The organism is Thiocapsa sp. UBA6158 (assembly GCF_002423035.1).
In the GTDB taxonomy this organism is placed as follows: domain Bacteria; phylum Pseudomonadota; class Gammaproteobacteria; order Chromatiales; family Chromatiaceae; genus Thiocapsa.
Genome location: NZ_DIUM01000118.1, coordinates 14,243 through 32,602, shown reverse-complemented (window position 1 = coordinate 32,602; position 18,360 = coordinate 14,243). Strand labels below are relative to the sequence as shown.

The following is an 18,360-nucleotide window of genomic DNA, read 5'->3' as shown; positions in this document are numbered from 1 at the left end:
GACGACGACGCCGATGACGCGGGGCTGTCAGGAACAGAGGCGCCGCGCCACCCAACAGTGCCACTGCGCCCTGTCGGGCACCTTGCGCGAACGCACGGATCAGCCCGGTGTCGGCCAATGAAGGCACTGCTGCGTCTCTCCGGCGTCATTGATGCGATCAGCCGCCTCTTCGGTCGCATCATCATCTGGCTGGTGCTGGCCGCAACCCTGATCAGCGCGACCAATGCCATCGCCCGCAAGCTATTTAATATCGGATCAAATGCCATCCTCGAGATCCAATGGTATCTGTTTGCCGCCGTCTTCCTGCTCGGTGCCGGCTACACCTTTCTGAAGGACGCCCATGTGCGCGTGGATGTGGTCGCGAATCGGCTGTCCATGTCCACGCGCATCCTGATCGACATTCTCGGCATCCTGGTCTTTTTGCTGCCGCTGTGCTGGTTCATGATTGTCTTCTCCTGGCCGATCCTGGTGCAGGCATACCAATCCGGGGAGGTGTCGTCGAACTCGGGCGGGCTGATCCGCTGGCCGGTGTATGCACTGGTGCCCGCCGGGTTCGCCCTGCTCGGACTGCAGGGAATCTCGGAACTGATCAAGCGGGTGGCCTTCCTGCGCGGCCTTGGGCCGAACCCTTTGATCAAAGAATCACCTGAGGACGTTGCGGTGTCCCCGACGGCGATCGGCCCGGCGGACAGCGCCACCACAGCACCGGGCGTCGACTCGGCGGCGCGATGATCGAATTCTTCGCGGCCCACAGCCCCGAACTCATGTTCGGGTCGCTTGTCCTCTTTCTCCTCTCCGGCTTTCCCGTCGCCTTCTCGCTGGCTGCCTGCGGACTCCTGTTCGGTTTCATCGGCATCGAGCTGGGGCTGATCCCGCCAAGTCTGTTCCAGGCGCTGCCCCTGCGGGTCTTCGGCATCATGCAGAACGAGACCCTGCTGGCGATTCCCTTTTTCACGCTCATGGGGCTGGTTCTGGAGCGCAGCGGGATGGCCGAGGATCTGCTCGATACGGTCGGCCAGGTCTTCGGCCCGGTGCGCGGCGGACTGGCCTTGACCGTTATCCTCGTCGGTGCCCTGCTGGCGGCCACCACCGGTATCGTCGCAGCCTCGGTCATCTCCATGGCGCTGATCTCGCTACCGATCATGCTGCGTTATGGCTACAGCCCGGCGATCGCCACCGGCGCCATCACCGCATCGGGCACGCTGGCGCAAGTGGTTCCGCCCTCGCTGGTGCTGATCGTGCTGGCCGATCAGCTCGGCCGCAGTGTCGGCGATCTCTACAAGGGCGCACTCCTCCCGGCGCTGATGCTCATTGGCCTGTATGTGCTCTACATCATCGTCCTGGCGATCTTCAAGCCCGCGCTGGTGCCGGCACTGCCACCGCAGGCGCGCACCTGCCGCGAATCCAACGGACACTCGGGGCTGCGCTCGCTGGGGGTCTTCGGCATCGCGATCCTCGTGATCACCACGGCCTTCGGACAGGGTTACGGTGAGCTGATGAGCCTGTTGGAGGGAACCGAGGTCACGCCGGCACGCGATGTCGTCATCGTCGTGTCGATGCTGTTCGGCGCACTGCTGGCGACGGTCCTGGCGGTATTGAATCGGCTGCTCGGTCTCGGCTTGCTCTCACGGATCACCGAGCGCGTGGTCTTCGTCCTGATCCCACCGCTCGCGCTGATCTTCCTGGTGTTGGGCACGATCTTTCTGGGCGTGGCCACACCGACCGAAGCCGGCGCCCTGGGTGCCGTCGGCGCCATGCTGATCGCCGTTGTCAGGCGCAAGCTCACATTTGCGCTGCTCAAGCAGGCGCTGGAATCCACCGCGCGTCTTTCCTGCTTCGTGCTCTTTATCCTGATCGGCTCGACCATCTTCAGCTTCACCTTCACCGCGGTGGATGGCCAGGCCTGGGTCGAGCACCTGTTCGATCAACTGCCCGGTGGTCAACTCGGCTTCCTGGTGTTCGTCAACATCCTGGTCTTTCTGCTGGGCTTCTTTCTGGATTTCTTCGAGATCGCCTTTATCCTCATCCCATTACTGGTCCCGGTGGCCAACAACCTGGGCATCGATCCGGTCTGGTTCGGCGTTCTGCTCGCGATGAACCTGCAGACCTCGTTCCTGACTCCACCCTTTGGTTTCGCGCTCTTTTATCTGCGCAGCGTCGCACCGAAGCAGGCCTACATCGACCGGGTGACCCGACGGCGGATCGAAGGGATCCGCACGGTGGACATCTACCGCGGATCCATCGCATTCGTGCTGATTCAGATCAGCATGGTCGTTGCTTTGATCGCCTTCCCGGAGCTCGTCACCTTCGGTCTGGAGAAGCCCGTCGACGTCGATCTGGATCAAATCCGCATCGAGGTGCAGGGCAGCGGTGACGGCTGGGGCCAGCCCGGCAGCGGCGACGGCTGGGGTAGCGGCCCCGCCGCCGCCGATGATGCCGCAGACCCCGCAGACGCCGCAGATCCGAACCGTCCGGGCGTCCAGTCCGGTTGGTAACCACACAGTCATCACGACCTTATTTTGAGGACTACACCCATGACGCGCATGCTCTGCCTGACCCTGCTCCTGTTTCCGATCCTCGCAGCCGCGAGCACACCGGTTGAGGTCGGCGCGCCCCTGCCCGCCTTGACCTACAAAGACCAGCACGATGCTTCCCATGCCCTGAACGCGCAAACCAAGGCCGTGATCTTCAGCGCCGAACGGGATGTGTCGAGCCTGGTCGAGACCGCCCTGGAAGACCAAACGACGGCGAGCCTGGAGGCCGCCGGCATCCTCTACGTGGCGGATATCAGCGCCATGCCGGGGATCATCACCAGCGTCATCGCCCTGCCGAAGATGCGCAAGCGACCCTATCCGATGCTGCTCGGGCGCAGCCCGGAAGATACTGCAACGCTGCCGCGCGAGGCCGGTAAGATCACCCTGATCGAAGCCGATGCCGGAACCATTACCGCCATTCGCTTCCTACCCGACGCCGCAGCCCTGCGCAGTGCGCTCGGGCTGACGCCTTAGACCGGTTAGCGCCGAGACCCAAACGGGCGTCACGCCCGGCGTGCCCGCCTGATGGCGGGGCTCGCCGGTTACCTCGGCCTGTTCCTCGCCGCGCTGGGGTCCGCCAGTCTCCTGCCGTTGCAGTCCGAAGCCCTGTTGGTCGGACTGCTGCTCGCCGACGCCCACGCAATCTGGGCGTTGTTGACGGTCGCGACCGTCGGCAATGTTCTGGGTGCGGTGGTGAACTGGGCCATCGGGCGCGGCCTGGAGCGCTATGCCCATCGACGCTGGTTTCCGGTCAGCGCGCCCCGGTTGGCGCAGGCACAGCGATTCTATCGACGCACCGGCCGTTGGTCGTTGCTGTTGAGCTGGGTGCCTATCATCGGCGACCCGCTCACTCTGGTCGCCGGCCTCCTCCGGGAGCCACTCTGGCCGTTCCTTTGCCTGGTCACGATTGCCAAAGGCGGCCGTTATCTCGTCTTAAGTGCGCTGGTGCTAGGATGGATGTGACGGGGTGCGACTCACCGTGCCCGTGACCTGCGCCCGGGTACGCCGACTTCAGTCGGCACCTGAGGAGGCGGACTTCAGTCCGCCGCGTGGGCGCGCTCGGGGGCCGGATGAATCCGGCGTACCCGGGCTGCGGGCGGCGACCTGGACACGGCCGATCGATGTGACCGAAACGATGATCCTAGATCGAGGCCCACGCGTGCCAGAGGCCATCAGGGCTTCCAGCACTGATCCTCTCAGGCCAAGATGGCCTGACTGCGCACGTCGCCCGCCGACATGGGCGGAGCGATGAAAAGCCCCCACCAAGACCACGACAAAGAGGACTGCTATGAAGTTATTCAGCACCAGCATCACCGAGGGCGAGGCGATTAACGCCCGCTATGCGTTTGCCCGGATCGCACCGGAGACGCATATCGCCCTGTCCGACAACCTCAATCCGCATCTGGCCTGGACGGATGTCCCGCAGGACACCCGTTCGTTCGTGTTGATCTGCCATGATCCGGACGTTCCGAGTCGGGGCGGCGACGTGAATCAAGAGGGCCGCACGGTGCCGGCGTCCTTGCCTCGGGTCGATTTCTTCCACTGGATCCTGATGGATATCCCCGCCTCCGTCACAGAGATTGCAGAAGGCAGTCATTCCAGCGGCGTCATCGCGCGGGGCAAGTCGGGACCGGGCGCGCCCGATGGGTTGCGTCATGGCCTGAATGACTATACGGGGTGGTTCGCCGCTGATACCGACATGGCGGGCGACTACTTCGGTTACGACGGTCCTTGTCCGCCCTGGAATGACGAGCGCATCCATCATTACCTATTCACGCTATACGCTCTTGATGTGCCGGCGCTGGAGATCAGCGACACACTCGACGGGAGAGCCGTTCGCAAAGCGCTTGAGGGGCATGTCCTGGCCACGGCCACACTGACCGGCACCTACAGCCTGAACCCGTCCGTCTGATGGGGGTTGGCTAGTGCTGCAGAGTGGCTGCAGAGTGGAAATCCTGATACCGTTTGTGAAGTGTACACGCCAACATGATGGCCATGTTCAATATCACTTATGTCGGCGCGTTCGCCATGGCCCGCTGTGTTGCTGCCCCCATTGACCTGTCCAACAAACCCCGCCGCCGTCTCGAGGCCATCGTGGGCCAGCACAGCGCGCCGCAGAGCCTCGTGATGCGGGCGCGGATCATTCTGCTCGGCGCGGCCGATCCATTGTTGCTGACCACCATCCTCGCCAATCTGCTCGACAACGCCTGCAAATATGGCCTGCCTCCCGAGCCCATCCAGCTCAGCCTGACCCGTCAGGGGGCCGATCTCTTCTTTGGCAAGACCGTCGACGCCGAGGAGCTGGCCATGGCGGCCGAGAATCCGGATAGTCGACCGAGCGGTGACCGAGCACGACGGCCCCGTCCAACCTCTTTCTCTCGGCCTCGAAACATTGGCTGAAGCCTCTGACTGGTACGTCCGTGCCACCCTCGGTTATGAACAGTCCGAAGACGCGGACTTTTCCGATCGCGATTGTTCATCGCGGCAGCCGGCCGCGCTCTTTGGCTGTGCAAGGGGGTACGACGGCAGACCCATCGGGGCCTATGGCGACTTCGGCAACTACCCCGTGCTGGAGGTTGCAGTGGGCAGACGACTGTTGCCTTGGCTACGGACCGATCTCTCGCTCGGTTATCGCTTCGAGATCGACTACGAGGGCAACGCGAACTTTCTCTCGGTCGGCTCCCATCAACCGGTCTCGGCGGACCTCCAGTCCTGGAACGGCATGGCCAATGTCTTCCTTGATCTCTCCACTCAGCGGGATCGACCTGGGCCGCTTTCAGCCCTACATCGGGGCCGGCGTCGGCGTGGCTCGCAACAGCCTCGGAGAGATAACCTATCTCTTCCCGGAGAACACCAGGCGGCACAAGATCAGCGTCACGCCCGACGGCGAACGGACCAACTTTGCCTATCGGCTTGCCATCGGCACCGGGTATGCGTTGACGGAGACCATCGCGCTCGACCTCTCGGCCCATTACATCGATCTCGGCGAGGTCGGCACGGACGCCGGCCGCCTGACGATGAACACCCTTCCAGCCGACGTGACGCGATATCGGACCCGGCCATGTGTCGGGTTTTTTGTGTTCGAGGTGGCCGGCACTTCCGACACACGTACAAAAAAACCGGCTTTGGGCCGGTTCTTCGTGAGCTCTTGTTTTGTTGGTGGGCGCAGGTGGGATCGAACCACCGACCCCTGCCGTGTGAAGACAGTGCTCTCCCGCTGAGCTATGCGCCCGACTGAGCGATGCAATGTACCAGGCGAGGTTGGCGCGGTCAACGTCGCCGAGGCGGCGCGAGTCGCCGGTGTCGCTCGCTCGGTCTCGCGTGATCGGGTTCCCCGGGATAAAGTGGCGTCTGCGGATTCGGTCCCGTCCCGTTGGATCGATCCATCTCACGAATGCATCGGATCGCGGATGGAGCGCTTTGCGGTCCAACGCGCAGCTCCACCGTCGATGCAGTGATCAAAATCAGTCGCTATCGAGGCCCAATGTCCGCTGATAATGTGTTTTTCGTTCCCGTCAGGGATCTGTGTCAACGCGATGTCGTAACCTGCGAGCAGGATGAGTCGCTGGTTGTCGCCGCGGAGATGATGAGCGAGCGAAACATCTCGAGCATTGTGGTGTGCTCGGATCAGGTTCCGGTCGGGATGGTGACGGACCGTGACCTGCGCAACAAGGTCGTGGCGCGGGGGCAGAATCCCGGCGCGCTGCGCGTAAGCGACATCATGAACAGCCCCCTGGTGACGATCGGCGAGGACGACTATCTTTTCGCGGCGCTTCACCTGATGAGCCGCAGGCGAATCCACCGGTTGTGTGTGGTGGATGCGAGCGGTGCGCTTTGCGGGATCGTCACGGATACCGACGCGCTGCGGCTGCAAAGTCGCTCGCCCCAGCAGTTGATGAAGGAGATCGAGGAGGCGGCCGACGTCGATGATCTGAAGATCCTGCACGAGAAGCTGGAGAAGCTCGTCGTGCACCTGTCGGGCACAGGCGTGGCGACCAAGGATCTGGTGCAGACGGTGGCGCATCTGAACGACCGCATCCTGGTGCGTCTGATCGAGTTGGTGCGCACCGAGCGCTATCCCGATCTCACGGATCGCTTCGCCTTCCTCGCACTGGGGAGCGAAGGCCGGCAGGAGCAGACACTCTCGACCGATCAGGACAATGCGATCGTCTACGCGGACGATCTGACGGCGGACGAGCGCGAGCGCCTTGCGGCCTTCAGTGTCGACTTGATCGACCATCTCGTGGGGATCGGCGTGCCGGCGTGCCACGGCGGCATCATGGCGAAGAACGAGGCGTGGCGGCGCAGTCTCTCCGAGTGGAAACGTGTTCTCGATGGATGGCTGCGCACCCCGTCGCCCGAGAACATCCTCTCGGGCAGCATGTTCTTCGATCTGCGCACCCTTTACGGAGATGCGAGCTTCGAGGCCGCGTTGAAGGCCCACATCACTGCGCAGTTGCGTGCAAATAATCTGTTTTTGGCTCACAGCGCCGCCAATGCGGTCGGCTTCAAGCCGCCCTTGGGGTTTTTCGGTGGGATCAAGCCGGAACGACATGGGCCGCATCGCGGCAGCATCGAGCTGAAGAAGGCCGGTATCTTTCCGATCACCGAGGGGGTCAAGGCAATGGCCCTGCAGGCGGGCGTCGGCGACGGCGGTACCCGCGGCCGTGTGTTCGGCTTGCGCGAAGCCGGAATCCTGCGTGCCGAGCAAGCGGAAAGTCTGATCGCCGCCCTGGATTTTCTGGTGACCTTGCGGCTGCGCGCGCAGCTGCTCGCACTCGAGGAAGGCCGCGAGCCCAACAACTATCTACCGCTCGAGCGGCTGAATCGGATCGAAGAGGGACGTTTGAAGCTTGCGCTCGAGGAGGTCGGCCACTTTCAGGCCTTCTTACGAAACCGCTTTCATCTCAATCAAATGGGGCGCTGAAGCGCGTCTCCGAGCGAGCTTGCTTGGGTTGCGGGACGAGGCGGCATCGGTCGAGCTCGGTCTTGATGGCTGCGGGGCCGATGATGAGAGGGCGGCTTGATCGCCCCATGACACCCGGGGCAGACAACCCTCCACCCTCGCCCCCTACTCTATGACGCTATTGCGCCGGGATCGGCCTGACCCGGCGCGCACACAGGACTGACCCGATGCTCCGTTGGACCGACCGCGTTCCGCTTTACCTCTTCGTCATCGCCGCCTTGACCCTGGGGCTATCACCCTTCGCCCCGGAGCCGCATCTTTGGGAAAAGCTGAAGATGCTGGCCGACGGGACCTTGGTAAAGGCAATCGACATCTTCGATCTGGTTTTGCATGCAACCCCGTGGGTCTTGCTCATCCTGAAGGTCACGCGTCTCCTGACTCGCGGAGAAGACCCCACGCCTCGCTAAGGCGAAGCCAAGCGCGAAAGACCTCGACGAAGATCCGCTGCGACTCCTCGCCGATCCCCGGTGCAACGGATTCCCGAGGCCCGGCACAGTTGAGAACCCGGACGTGGTTCGCGACGAGCCAATCGGCGATCGCCGGGACATCGATCGGCGCCAACAGGTCGCGCGCCAGCAAGGGTTTACCGAGTCTGCGCGCCAGCTCCGCGGTCAGGCGCGTGCCGCCGGTCATGGGGCCGCGATGCAGGATCAGGGTCGCGTCGCTGTCGCGGACGTTCCACGCGGTGCGTTCCGCATCATCGACGCTCGGGGTCTCTCGCAGCGGATAGCGCTCCGGGAGGGAACCGTCCTCGGCGCGACGCCCGAGCGGACACCAGCCGCCGATCGGCAGACCCAGCGTGATGGCTGCGTCCAACGCCGCGCGATCGACACCCGTCTGACCTCCCGAGACCACCCGGACGCCCGCCGCGGGCACGCTCGGATCATGCCCCTCGACGGACCTGCGTGCCGCCAGAAGGTCCGCCTCCCGTCGTGCGAAGTAGAGATCCTCCTCGGCCTTTTCCTTGAGCTTGAGCTTGTCGACGAATCCGGTCATGGGCTGGACTCCGGTCGGTTCGCAATCAGGACGGCGCGCACGGGCGCCGGGTGTCCCTCGATGGTGCGGCTCGGATCGGCCGGATCCAAATGATCGGGCAACGATTGGAAGCGCATCCAATCGGTCGAGCGCTGCTCTTGCGGGCCGGTGCGGGTGACGTCGACGACACGGATCCCGGTGAACCCGCAGCGACCGAGCCAGACCGCGAGCGCATCGACGCTCGGGATGAACCAGACATTGCGCATGGCGGCGTAGCGTCCCGGCGGGACCAGCAATCCCTCGCCCTCGCCCTCCAGCACCAGGGTTTCCAGGATCAGCTCGCCGCCGGGGCGCAGCAGTCGATGCAGGTCCATCAGGTGATCGATCGGCGAGCGCCTGTGATAGAGCACGCCCATCGAGAAGACCGTATCGAAGCCGGTGAGATCGCCCGGCAGATCCTCGATGCCGAGCGGCAGAACCGCCAGATCGTCCCGCACCAGATAACGGTTGATCGCCAACCACTGGAGCACGAACAGAAGCGTCGGATCGATCCCCAGCACCAACCGAGCGCCGGCCCCGAGCATGCGCCAGGCGTGATAGCCGTTGCCGCAGCCCACATCGAGCACCAGGCGATCGGCGAGCGGCGCGATGGCCTCGGCCAAGCGATCCCATTTGAGATCCGAGCGCCACTCGGTGTCGATGTGTACGCCCTGGATGCAGAAAGGGCCTTTCCGCCAGGGGTGCAGAGCCATCAGCGCCTCGGTCAGAGTCCGCCCGAGATCGGCGTCGAGCAGCCCGGCGCCTTCGATCCCGACACAGGAACAATTCAGACGCGACCGACCTTGCGGCAGGTCCGGCAGCCGCGCCAACGCCGCTTCCCATTTCGGCAGATCCCCGTGTGCCCGTACACCTATCCGGAGCGCGATACGCTCGGCCAGCGTCTCGCCCCGGGCGCCCAAACCGGTCCGCCCGAGCCGATCCAGAAAGGGCTCGAACGGCGTCAGGTCCATGCGACCTCGGCACCGTCGAGCTCGAACGGCATGACCGGCGCACTCGGCCGATCGACAAGGTCATCGGGTTCGTTCATCGTCATACTTCGCATCCTCGATCACAGTCCTGATGGGCTTGCAGCGGCACCCAAGGCAAGGCAGAGTCACGTCATGAAACCGCGATCTTCGACCCGTGCGCGGTTGCTAGAATAACCGCCCCGCCCACACCACTGCCGACCTGCCGTCCAAGGGAACGCAACATGCTGAACAAAAAAGAGATTCAGAAAGCCATCGACGAGGATTCCGATTTCGTGCAGGAGGTCGACCCGGCCCCTGGCGTCGCCCCGAGCATCCCGGAGGAGATCGACTTAGACGATCCCTCACTCTATCTGAATCGCGAGCTGACCTGGCTTGCGTTCAACCGCCGCGTCCTCAACGAGGCGAACGACAGCCGCACTCCGCTCTTGGAGCGGGTGAAGTTCCTAGCGATCGTCAGCAACAACCTCGATGAATTCTTCATGAAACGCATCGGCGGTCTCAAGCAGCAGATCGCCGCCGGGGTGCATACCCCGAGCGTAGACGGCCGCACCCCGCCGCAGCAGCTCAAGGAATGCCAAGCCACGGCCCGTGAGTTTCAGACCGAGATGCAGCGAATCGACACCATCTTGATGCAGGAGCTCGCGCAACACGACATCCGCATCGCCCTCTACGACGATCTGCCGTCCGATGCACGCGAGCGGCTGCGCGACTATTTCCGCGCCAACATCTTCCCGATGCTGACCCCGCTGGCCATGGATCCGGCGCATCCATTCCCCTTCATCTCCAACCTGACCCTGAACCTGCTGGTGACCCTGCGCTTCCCGGGCGGCAGCGAGGTCTACATGGCACGCGTGAAGGTGCCGGTGAGCAAGGACGTGTCGCGGCGTCTGATCGCCATCGACGGCACCACCACCTTCGTCACGCTCGAAGACCTGATGGTGAAGAACCTCGACATGCTCTTTCCGGGCATGGAGATCGACTCCTGCGCCCTCTTCCGGATCACCCGCAACGCCATCGTGGAGCCGGAAGCCGAGGCGGCGAACGATCTGCTGGAGATGATCGAAACCGAACTGCGCGAGCGTCACTTCGCACCCATCGTACGTCTGGAGGTGCAGCCCGGCATGGAACGGATCCATCGCGGCATGCTCGCCGCCGAGCTGGGTCTGAACGAGGACGAGGACGTCTTCGAGGTCGAGGGCATGATGGCCCTGCGCGATCTCTTCGAGCTTGCCGGCATCGAGAAGCCCGAGCTGCACGACAAGACCCACCGCGCGGTCGATCATCCCTTGCTCGCCAACGACCGACGCAACATCTTCCACATTATTCGCGAGAACGGACCGCTCCTGCTCCAGCACCCCTATCAGGCCTTCAGCACCTCGGTCGAGCGTTTCCTGCGCACCGCCGCGGAAGACCCCAAGGTGCTCGCCATCAAGATGACGCTGTATCGCACCTCGGCCGGCCCCATCCTGGACTCACTCATGCAGGCGGCGCGCAACGGCAAGCAGGTCGCGGTGCTGGTCGAGCTCAAGGCGCGCTTCGACGAGGCCGCCAACATCGTCTGGGCGCGGCGTCTGGAGGCCGAGGGCATCCATGTCAACTACGGTGTCATGGGGCTGAAGACCCACAGCAAGCTCATCTTCATCGTGCGACGCGACTACTCGCAGCTGCGCCGCTATTACCACATCGGCACCGGCAACTATCACTCGGGCACGGCCAAGCTCTATACGGACTTGGGCATGCTCGGCTGCGACGAGGATATCGGTCAGGATCTCACCGAGCTCTTTAATTATCTCACCGGCTATTCCCCGCCCCCGAGCTATCGCAAGATCCTCGCCGCGCCCTATACGCTCAAGCGCGGGATCATCGAGAAGATCAACCGCGAGATCGAGCATCACAAGCGTGACGGCGGCGGACTCATCCAGATGAAGATGAATGCGCTGGAAGACGCCGAGATCACGCGCGCGCTCTACAAGGCCAGCCGCGCCGGCGTGAAGGTCGATCTCATCATTCGCGACACCTGCCGCTATCGACCCGGACTGCCCGGGATCAGCGAGACCGGTCGCGTCGTCAGCATCGTCGGGCGCTTCCTCGAGCACGCACGCATCATCTACTTCAGAAACGGCGGCGCGGAGGAGTACTACATCGGCTCGGCCGACATGATGGGCCGAAATCTCGACAGCCGCGTCGAGGTCCATGCACCGGTGGAGAACCCGGAGCTGCGCCAAGAGCTGCGACTCATCCTGGACGTTCAGTTCGCCGACACCCGCTCGGCCTGGGACATGGACTCGGACGGCAACTACACCCAACGCACACCGGAAGACGAGAACGCCAAGGGTGCTCAGGAGACCCTGATCGGGGTCGCCGAGAAGCGTCTCGCCGCGGCGGCCAAGCACAAGGAGAAGAAGGTGCGATCCAAGCTCTTGAGCCATTTCCAATGGCGGTTGCGCGACAAGAACCTCAAATAGCCCGAGGCCCGGGCACAACGGACGTGCCCACATCCCTCCTGCACTCCGGTGCCGTTTCGAGGAGGCTCAGAACTGCCGTTCGTCCTCTACATAGCGGTTCCCCCTACCCTGCAGGCTCCTGATCCGCCGATTGCGCTCGACCTCCGGGGCATCGGGCGGATCGGCGTTGCTCCAGGCCGTATAGAGCTTTACGTCCTGACGGCCGATGCGCACACCGTGGGTGTCGCGCATATAAAACAACGTCCGGGCGATGTCCCCGCGCACCCCCTCCGGAGGCTGTACCCGGCGCAGGATGGGGTCGAAACGGATCGCGCAATCGCCCAGCTGTTGTCCCGAGCGCAGCTCGCCCCAGGCGTGATCCGAGCGCGCGGCCGTGATCGCTCCGACCGCCGGAACCAGGTTGTGCAGATCCTTGTGTGCAGCGGCGAAGGCGGGATCCACCCGTTCGCAGCAGGCCGACCCCGAGAGGGGAGCCGCCCCGCCGGTCGTGCAGGCGGCGAAGGCCGCGGGCTCGCGCCAACAGCGGCGCGAGCCTCCGAGTTGGGCCGCCGAGACGACATGCGCGGCCTCGACCTGCTCCGCCCGGCGGCTGCCGACCAGCACGCCCAGACCGCAGCCCGCAAGGTCGATCCGACCCCGGAGGTCGTAGCGACAGCCGCAGAAGAAGCTCGCCCGACGATCCGCGTAGACGGTGTCGAGCAAGACTGCACGAGCCTCATCGAAGTCGCCGACAATCCCGGACCGAGGAGCGTCGGACGCAGCCAAAGCGCCGAACGCCCGACGATCGAACCGCCACCACCCTAGGGCAGGTTCGGCGGTTGCACGAACCGGCGCCGCGACACCCCCATCGCCGAACGAGAGCAGGGATCCGACGCCGACAGCCGTCTCGCGCACCACGTCGAACAACAAGACGCGGATGTCGCGCGCGATCTCGACCGCACGACCCGCGGGCTCCGGCCAGCTCTGCGTCAGGCTCATCGGCAGGAATGAAACGATGCAGATCAAGACCAGTCCGATACCGAGATCCCGCAGCGCGATCATGCTTCGGCGCAGCGCCGGCACCCAACGGGCAAGCCCGGCGAGTCGGTTTGCAGCTTGAGGCGGAGGCGCTTTGCGAGACGGGCGGCGAGGCATGACGAGCGGACGATCCCGGGTGGACGGCGGGCAGGCACTGTAGCAGAGTGTGCTTGGAGGGAAAGGCGGCGTTCGGCAACGGAGCCATCCCACTGCGGTCGCTCAAGGGTATGTCGGCGTCGACCTCTGGCCTTCCAACTCTGCCAAGCGGGCCTCCAGCGCTGCCATGCGGGATAAGACAACCGTCTCCCGCGGCCGGTCCGAGGCGCTTTCCAGCGCGGCGACCGCGCGTCCGAGCACGGACGATAGCGATTCTCCGGGCCTTGCCAGCGCGTGCAGGCGTGCGAGGATCTCGTCCGAAAAACCTGGTTCAGCGGTGCACGATGGCTCCTGCGAGACCTTCGAGGAAGCAAGCCGCGGGTCGCGGACAGGGGCGCGGAGTCGCCGCAGCGTGGCGAGCCAGCCCGCCGATACCCTCTGCAACCTCCCGAGCAGAAATGCAAGGCGATCGCGGCAGACGGCGATGGCGCTGCGGATCCGGGCGCGCCGCAGCCACGCGAAGAGACCGATCGCCAGGATCAACGCGGCGGCACCCCCAGTGACAACGCCGACGCCCGGCCCTCCAGAAGACACCTGATGGCCGGACTGGCCCGGAGTAGCGTCGGATGAAACGGGCATGCCGCCGACAGCCGAGTCGTCACCCGAAAATGCGGAGGGTCGTTCCGGCTGCGGCAGCTCGGGGAGGAAGGCCACGGGCTCATCGGTGGGCAAGGTCGTCTCGGAGCTCGATGCCCAAGGCTCTGTCGATGCCTGCTCGGTCGCGGGCAGCAGCACCGGCTTCGGATCGACCTCGGTCTCGGGCGTCGGCGGACCGGCGATCGGCACGACGGGTTGCGGATCTGCCTCGACCCGGAGTGTCTCGCGCTCCGCAGCACCGGATCGTACGAGCGATTCGAAGTAGCGGATGCGTTCGGAATAGAGGGCGCGCAAACAATCCGCATCACCGCAGGCGGCGCGCTCGTTGCTGAGCCAGGCTTTCTGCATCCGCTCGGGCGACAGGCCGAGCGCCTGCAACTCGGTGTAGAGGACGCCCATTCTCGCATCCCGGGCTCGGATGTCGGGGTTGGCGCAGATCAAGCGCTCCACGGCGGTTCTAGCCTTGGCGCAGTCCCAGACGGCAACCGGATCCCCCGGTGCGGGCTTGGCCGGCGCACGAGCCGGCGCGTCGGTTTGTGCGAGCCGACCTGCGTCGACACAGCCGTCCTTGTAGGCGTAAAGATTGACGCCGTCGTTGCGGGCACACCAGGCATCGCCCGCCGGATATCGACAGGGACTGGATGCGGCGTCGATATCCAGACAAGCCGCATCCGCCAGGACACCCGAGAGGGCGCAGACAAGCGCGGTCGCAAGCTGTCCGAAACGTCGATTCCTCATACGCTTATCCATGAGTGCCCGTAACGCGGACCAGCCTCGCCCGACGGAGGAGGCGCATCGCCGACCTTTGGGGGCTAAACCGGCCCCGTTCATCGGCAAAGGCGATGCGCCGGGCGCGGATCAGAACTCCTCGAAGGATTCGAAATCTCCGCCATCGTCCGGGAAGGCTTCCTCGGACTCGAGGGGCGCCTCCTCGGGTTGCGCCGGTGTTTCAGACGCCTGGGCCTCGTTGCCGCCGAACAGACCGGTGAGGGCGTTGGCCATCATGATGCCGCCGGCGACGCCCGCAGCGGTCGTCAGGGCCGATGCCAGGAAGCCGCCCCCGGCGGACGGTGTCGGCTGCGACCACCCTCGGCTCGGAGCTGCGGGGTCGGACGATTTGCCGAACGCCATGCCCGGAGCTGCGCCCGCAGCCGTCGCCGGCGTACTGCCCGGAGTCATGGCCGGCGTGCGCTCGGCCGTTGGCCGCGCGGCGCTTGCGCCCGGAGCCGCCCCGCCCCCGAAGAGACCGCCGAGGAATCCACCGCCCGCCGCGGGACGCTCGGCAAGCTGCTTCTCCAACTCCTGAATCCGTTGGTTCTGAGCCTGCACCGTCTGCTCTTGAATCAGGATGACCTGAGACATGTAGTAAGGCGCGGCCGGCTGGCGGCTCACGGCAGCGGCGATCTCCTGCTCCGCAGCCGGATCGCGGGGGCCGGCCTGTTGTTCTGCCTGCTTGAGCTTGGCGAAAAGGTTGCCGATCATGCTTTGCTCGTCGTGATCCACTGGAAACTCTCCTTCCGGTCAAAAGGGTTCGGGTTAAAAAAGGGAAAGGCCGCAGCATAGAGCACCCATCGGTTCCGAAGGTTCCTCGAGTCCGCTGCTGTGAGCGACGCATTGAGCCGCATGGGGCGACGGCCTGTCAATCCATCCTTGGTCCCTCAACGAGGACGCAGGCGATCAGGGCGGATTCGCGCCCGGGCCGTTCGCGCGATGAGGCAAAGGTTCACATCATCGTATGCAACGAGCGCCGTGCGCCCAAAGTCGAGATCCGGTCTCCGGTCTTTGATGGAGCCGATCGGTTTCACATGGCCCCTCGCCCCGATCGGGTCGCCGCACCCTTGTCCGCGTAGCGCCTTGGAGCCATGTTTGAGCGTGAGCGTCTTGTCAGTACGGTCGCAACAGGTATCCTCCTGCTCGGTTTGCAGGGTCCCAATACCCCGAGGAGCTGCTCGTCAGTCGAAGCAGGTCAATCGAACGAGGCTTTTATGGCGCTGTGCCGAACGATCACAAGGGAGCGGCTCGGGAGGCTGCAGACCGATGGGGATTGATGTGGGCGAGCAGTCCGAGCTTTCGGATGGAAGGCTCGGGGAGACCGAGCGGTCATCCGATCACGTGCGCTTTATGCGGCGCGCCATCGAGCTAGGCCGTCGGGGCTCGACAGCGGGCGACGGCGGGCCTTTCGGTGCCGTGATCGTGCGCTCCGGGCACATCATCGGGGAGGGTTGGAACCGGGTCATCGCCACCCGTGATCCAACCACCCATGGCGAGATGGTCGCAATCCGCGATGCCTGCCGACGGATCGGGAGCATCAGCCTGCACGGGTGCGAGCTGTACACCAGCGGCCAGCCCTGCCCGATGTGCCTCGGTGCGATCTACTGGGCGCGGATCGAGCGCGTGTTCTACGGATTCAGCATCCAGGATGCCGCCGGCATCGGATTCGATGACCACTTCATTCACGAGCAACTGGCAAAGCCACCGGGACAGCGAGCGATCCCCGAGATTCCGCTGCTGCGGGCCGAGGCACTCGAGATCCTCGAAGCCTATGCCGCCAATCCGGGGCGTGTGCACTACTGAAGTCGTCGTTCTGGGCGGACCGCCGGGCGTCCGGGCGGACGGTCAGGCGAATTGCGGCTTTGACGCTTGCCCGACGGCCACCATCGATGCCGTGAAACCGCGATCGTCAGCATTTCGTCAGCGAGCATCGGCTACTTTGATCTCCGAACCCTATCGAACCATCGAACCGAGGAGACCCCCGATGAAGCATCCAAAATTCCCGGCCATGACCCTGGCCATCTCCGCCCTCGCCTTTTCGCTCGGCGTCGTGGCCGATGACGATTTCCACGGGATCGTCGAGAGCCGACCTGCGGACGGCTACATCGGTGAATGGGTCATCGGCGGAAGGGCCGTCACGACGACCGCCGCGACCGAGATCGACACCGACGATGGGCCGCTCGACATCGGCGTCTGCGCCTCCGTGGACATGGAGGGTGCGTCCGTCGAGGAGGTCGAGAGCGAGCCCGTGCAGAAGTGCACGCGCGACCGATAGCGTCTGATCATCGCGCTCGGGAAGATCGAGACCACGGTCAATGCGCTCTTCTCAACCATGAGCAGCGAGGTGGCGGTCGCCGGGCGCATGGTGGCGGAAGGCTCGGTGCTGCAACTCGGCGGCGGAACTGCCTGGCTCGGTGAGGTGCGGGTCGGAATCGGTGACCCCGAGGTTGCTTGGCCACCGAGCCGTGAAAATGCCCGATTCCCGCTTGCGCGCAAGCGCTTCGACATCGCGATGCCTTTCGGAAAAGCTACCTGTCGGTTTGCGTCGGCAATCGAACACAGGATGGATACAGCCCCGCCGTCTTCTGCATCAAACGAAGAGGTTGAGCGCTTGGCGCGGGAGCCGGCGAGACAATACCGCGCAGATCGATGAATCCAAAGGGTGTAGCAGAACAAAAACGGCTTAGAGTCACCACCGAAAAGCAAGCGTCCTGGTGACTCAGCGGTGACTTCTGGCGCATCCTCCGCCACCGGCTGAAGATGCAGTACTCGAAGCCTTACCCGCACGATCTTCGTCGCCCGGCCGATGCCGAAGCGCAGCTGGAAGAGCGTCTGATCGACGCCTTCAACACGGCTTCGGAAGAGGCTCAACGAGGTCGCCCATGCCCGAATCTACCCCGAAACAGCTGCGTTTTCCCCCGGTCGCCGGGTTCAGTGTCCGCGGCGACTTCGACGGCGTCGCCATGTCGTCGGACTTCGGCCCGATGATCCTGCGCGGGGTTGATCGCCGGATTGGCCTGACCGAGCGGTTGAGCGCAGCGATCGATGATTGGCGCCATCCGTCCTACATCACCCGTCCGATGCGTGAGCTGATCGCGCAACGGGTGTTCCAGATTGCCTGTGCCTACGAAGACGGCAACGACGCCAAGGCGCTGCGCCGTGATGCGCTGTTCAAGCTGGGGCTGGAGCGCAAGACGCTCGATGCGACGACGGACCTGGCCAGCGGGCCGACCTTCTCGCGTCTGGAGAACGGGGTCGGCGCGCGCGGCCTCTACCGCATGGCGCAGGCCTTCGTCGACACCTTCATCGCCAGCGACCCGAAGACACCGCAAGTGATCGTGCTCGACATGGACCACTCCGAGGATGCCACCCATGGCCAGCAGGAGTTCGCGTTCTACAATCATCACTACGGCAACCATTGCGACTTGCCGCTGTTTCTCTTCGAGGGCCTCTCGGGGAGCCGGCAGGACCGGTAAGGGGCCCCTTCAACCTCTCTACCGTGCGCTCCGGGCCGTCGGCGTAGGGCTGCGAAGACACCTGCACCCGCCAAGCGCCGAATCGACGTCATGCGGAAGGAAGTCGGCTCGCTGACCGTAAGTGTCGGCACCGGCATGCCGGCGTTCATTGACCGCCGATCGGGTACGGGGTCCTGTTGGCCCGGACTACCTGCACCGGTTGCAGATCACGCCATCGGTTCCTCTTCCCGGCGAATGGCTGCGGACGACGAGTAGCCGAACTCCTGTCGGTGGCATCAGCATATCTGACTACCGACACTGCGATCGCTTGACCCAGACAGTGAGGGGAAACCGGCGATGACGCGGCGGACGCAAAGGATCCGGTGGCCGATGGAT

General features: G+C 64.5%; 16 protein-coding genes, 1 tRNA gene and 1 pseudogene. 12 read left to right on the top strand and 6 right to left on the bottom strand.

The window, feature by feature from the left end:
• The first annotated feature begins 117 nt into the window (after positions 1 to 117).
• The 6 genes from B4N44_RS16395 to B4N44_RS16370 all read left to right on the top strand — a co-directional run bounded on the left by B4N44_RS16395 (position 118) and on the right by B4N44_RS16370 (position 4,934).
• Positions 118 to 732 carry a TRAP transporter small permease subunit gene (locus B4N44_RS16395; RefSeq protein ID WP_296703049.1) on the top strand — a complete coding sequence of 205 codons (615 nt, stop codon included), beginning with the start codon at positions 118 to 120 and terminating at the stop codon, positions 730 to 732.
• Entirely contained in the window at positions 729 to 2,495 is a 1,767-nt protein-coding gene (locus B4N44_RS16390; RefSeq protein ID WP_296703048.1) for a TRAP transporter large permease, read from the top strand. The genes B4N44_RS16395 and B4N44_RS16390 overlap by 4 nt, the downstream gene beginning before the upstream one ends.
• A gap of 39 nt (positions 2,496 to 2,534) precedes the next feature.
• A complete protein-coding gene (locus B4N44_RS16385) occupies positions 2,535 to 3,008 on the top strand; it encodes a hypothetical protein (protein WP_296703044.1) in 474 nt (157 codons plus the stop codon).
• Between the two features lie 51 nt (positions 3,009 to 3,059).
• Positions 3,060 to 3,497: a YqaA family protein gene (locus B4N44_RS16380; protein WP_296703042.1), complete on the top strand. Its 438-nt coding sequence runs from the start codon at positions 3,060 to 3,062 to the stop codon at positions 3,495 to 3,497.
• A gap of 325 nt (positions 3,498 to 3,822) precedes the next feature.
• Positions 3,823 to 4,446, top strand: a complete 624-nt coding sequence (locus B4N44_RS16375) for a YbhB/YbcL family Raf kinase inhibitor-like protein (RefSeq protein ID WP_296703039.1) — start codon at positions 3,823 to 3,825, stop codon at positions 4,444 to 4,446.
• A gap of 74 nt (positions 4,447 to 4,520) precedes the next feature.
• Entirely contained in the window at positions 4,521 to 4,934 is a 414-nt protein-coding gene (locus B4N44_RS16370) for an ATP-binding protein (RefSeq protein ID WP_296703037.1), read from the top strand.
• Positions 4,935 to 5,691: 757 nt separating this feature from the next.
• On the opposite strand, the gene B4N44_RS16365 is transcribed toward B4N44_RS16370, so the two are convergent.
• A tRNA-Val gene (locus B4N44_RS16365) sits at positions 5,692 to 5,766 on the bottom strand.
• Between the two features lie 252 nt (positions 5,767 to 6,018).
• Between B4N44_RS16365 and B4N44_RS16360 the strand changes: the two genes are divergently transcribed.
• Positions 6,019 to 7,461: a putative nucleotidyltransferase substrate binding domain-containing protein gene (locus tag B4N44_RS16360; protein ID WP_296703033.1), complete on the top strand. Its 1,443-nt coding sequence runs from the start codon at positions 6,019 to 6,021 to the stop codon at positions 7,459 to 7,461.
• 206 nt (positions 7,462 to 7,667) lie between these two features.
• A complete protein-coding gene (locus tag B4N44_RS16355; RefSeq protein ID WP_296703031.1) occupies positions 7,668 to 7,907 on the top strand; it encodes an RND transporter in 240 nt (79 codons plus the stop codon).
• Here the strand turns inward: B4N44_RS16355 and B4N44_RS16350 are convergent.
• Positions 7,864 to 8,496 carry a putative molybdenum carrier protein gene (locus B4N44_RS16350; RefSeq protein ID WP_296703029.1) on the bottom strand — a complete coding sequence of 211 codons (633 nt, stop codon included), beginning with the start codon at positions 8,494 to 8,496 and terminating at the stop codon, positions 7,864 to 7,866. The two genes, B4N44_RS16355 and B4N44_RS16350, sit on opposite strands and share 44 nt — an antisense overlap.
• A complete protein-coding gene (cmoB, locus tag B4N44_RS16345; protein ID WP_296703028.1) occupies positions 8,493 to 9,485 on the bottom strand; it encodes a tRNA 5-methoxyuridine(34)/uridine 5-oxyacetic acid(34) synthase CmoB in 993 nt (330 codons plus the stop codon). The genes B4N44_RS16350 and cmoB overlap by 4 nt, the downstream gene beginning before the upstream one ends.
• 239 nt (positions 9,486 to 9,724) lie before the next feature.
• Here cmoB and ppk1 point away from each other — a divergent pair, with 239 nt between their 5' ends.
• Positions 9,725 to 11,968, top strand: a complete 2,244-nt coding sequence (ppk1, locus tag B4N44_RS16340) for a polyphosphate kinase 1 (RefSeq protein ID WP_296703025.1) — start codon at positions 9,725 to 9,727, stop codon at positions 11,966 to 11,968.
• Positions 11,969 to 12,034: 66 nt separating this feature from the next.
• Here the strand turns inward: ppk1 and B4N44_RS16335 are convergent, their stop codons facing one another.
• The 3 genes from B4N44_RS16335 to B4N44_RS16325 form a co-directional block, all read right to left on the bottom strand.
• Positions 12,035 to 13,009: an endonuclease gene (locus B4N44_RS16335; RefSeq protein ID WP_296703023.1), complete on the bottom strand. Its 975-nt coding sequence runs from the start codon at positions 13,007 to 13,009 to the stop codon at positions 12,035 to 12,037.
• A gap of 195 nt (positions 13,010 to 13,204) precedes the next feature.
• Positions 13,205 to 14,476 (bottom strand): lysozyme inhibitor LprI family protein, encoded by a 1,272-nt coding sequence (locus B4N44_RS16330; RefSeq protein WP_296703021.1) that lies wholly within the window; start codon positions 14,474 to 14,476, stop codon positions 13,205 to 13,207.
• Between the two features lie 120 nt (positions 14,477 to 14,596).
• The gene (locus B4N44_RS16325) at positions 14,597 to 15,220 is read right to left on the bottom strand and encodes a DUF2076 domain-containing protein (RefSeq protein WP_296703019.1); all 624 of its coding nucleotides are present in this window, start codon (positions 15,218 to 15,220) and stop codon (positions 14,597 to 14,599) included.
• Between the two features lie 555 nt (positions 15,221 to 15,775).
• On the opposite strand from B4N44_RS16325, the gene B4N44_RS16320 reads away from it, so the two are divergent.
• The 3 genes and pseudogenes from B4N44_RS16320 to B4N44_RS16310 form a co-directional block, all read left to right on the top strand.
• Positions 15,776 to 16,312, top strand: coding sequence for a nucleoside deaminase (locus B4N44_RS16320; protein ID WP_296703016.1), 537 nt, complete (start codon positions 15,776 to 15,778; stop codon positions 16,310 to 16,312).
• 181 nt (positions 16,313 to 16,493) lie between these two features.
• Entirely contained in the window at positions 16,494 to 16,784 is a 291-nt protein-coding gene (locus B4N44_RS16315; protein ID WP_296703014.1) for a hypothetical protein, read from the top strand.
• A gap of 607 nt (positions 16,785 to 17,391) precedes the next feature.
• A pseudogene (locus B4N44_RS16310) lies at positions 17,392 to 17,967 on the top strand (transposase); the annotation flags it as partial.
• Between the last annotated feature and the right edge of the window lie 393 nt (positions 17,968 to 18,360).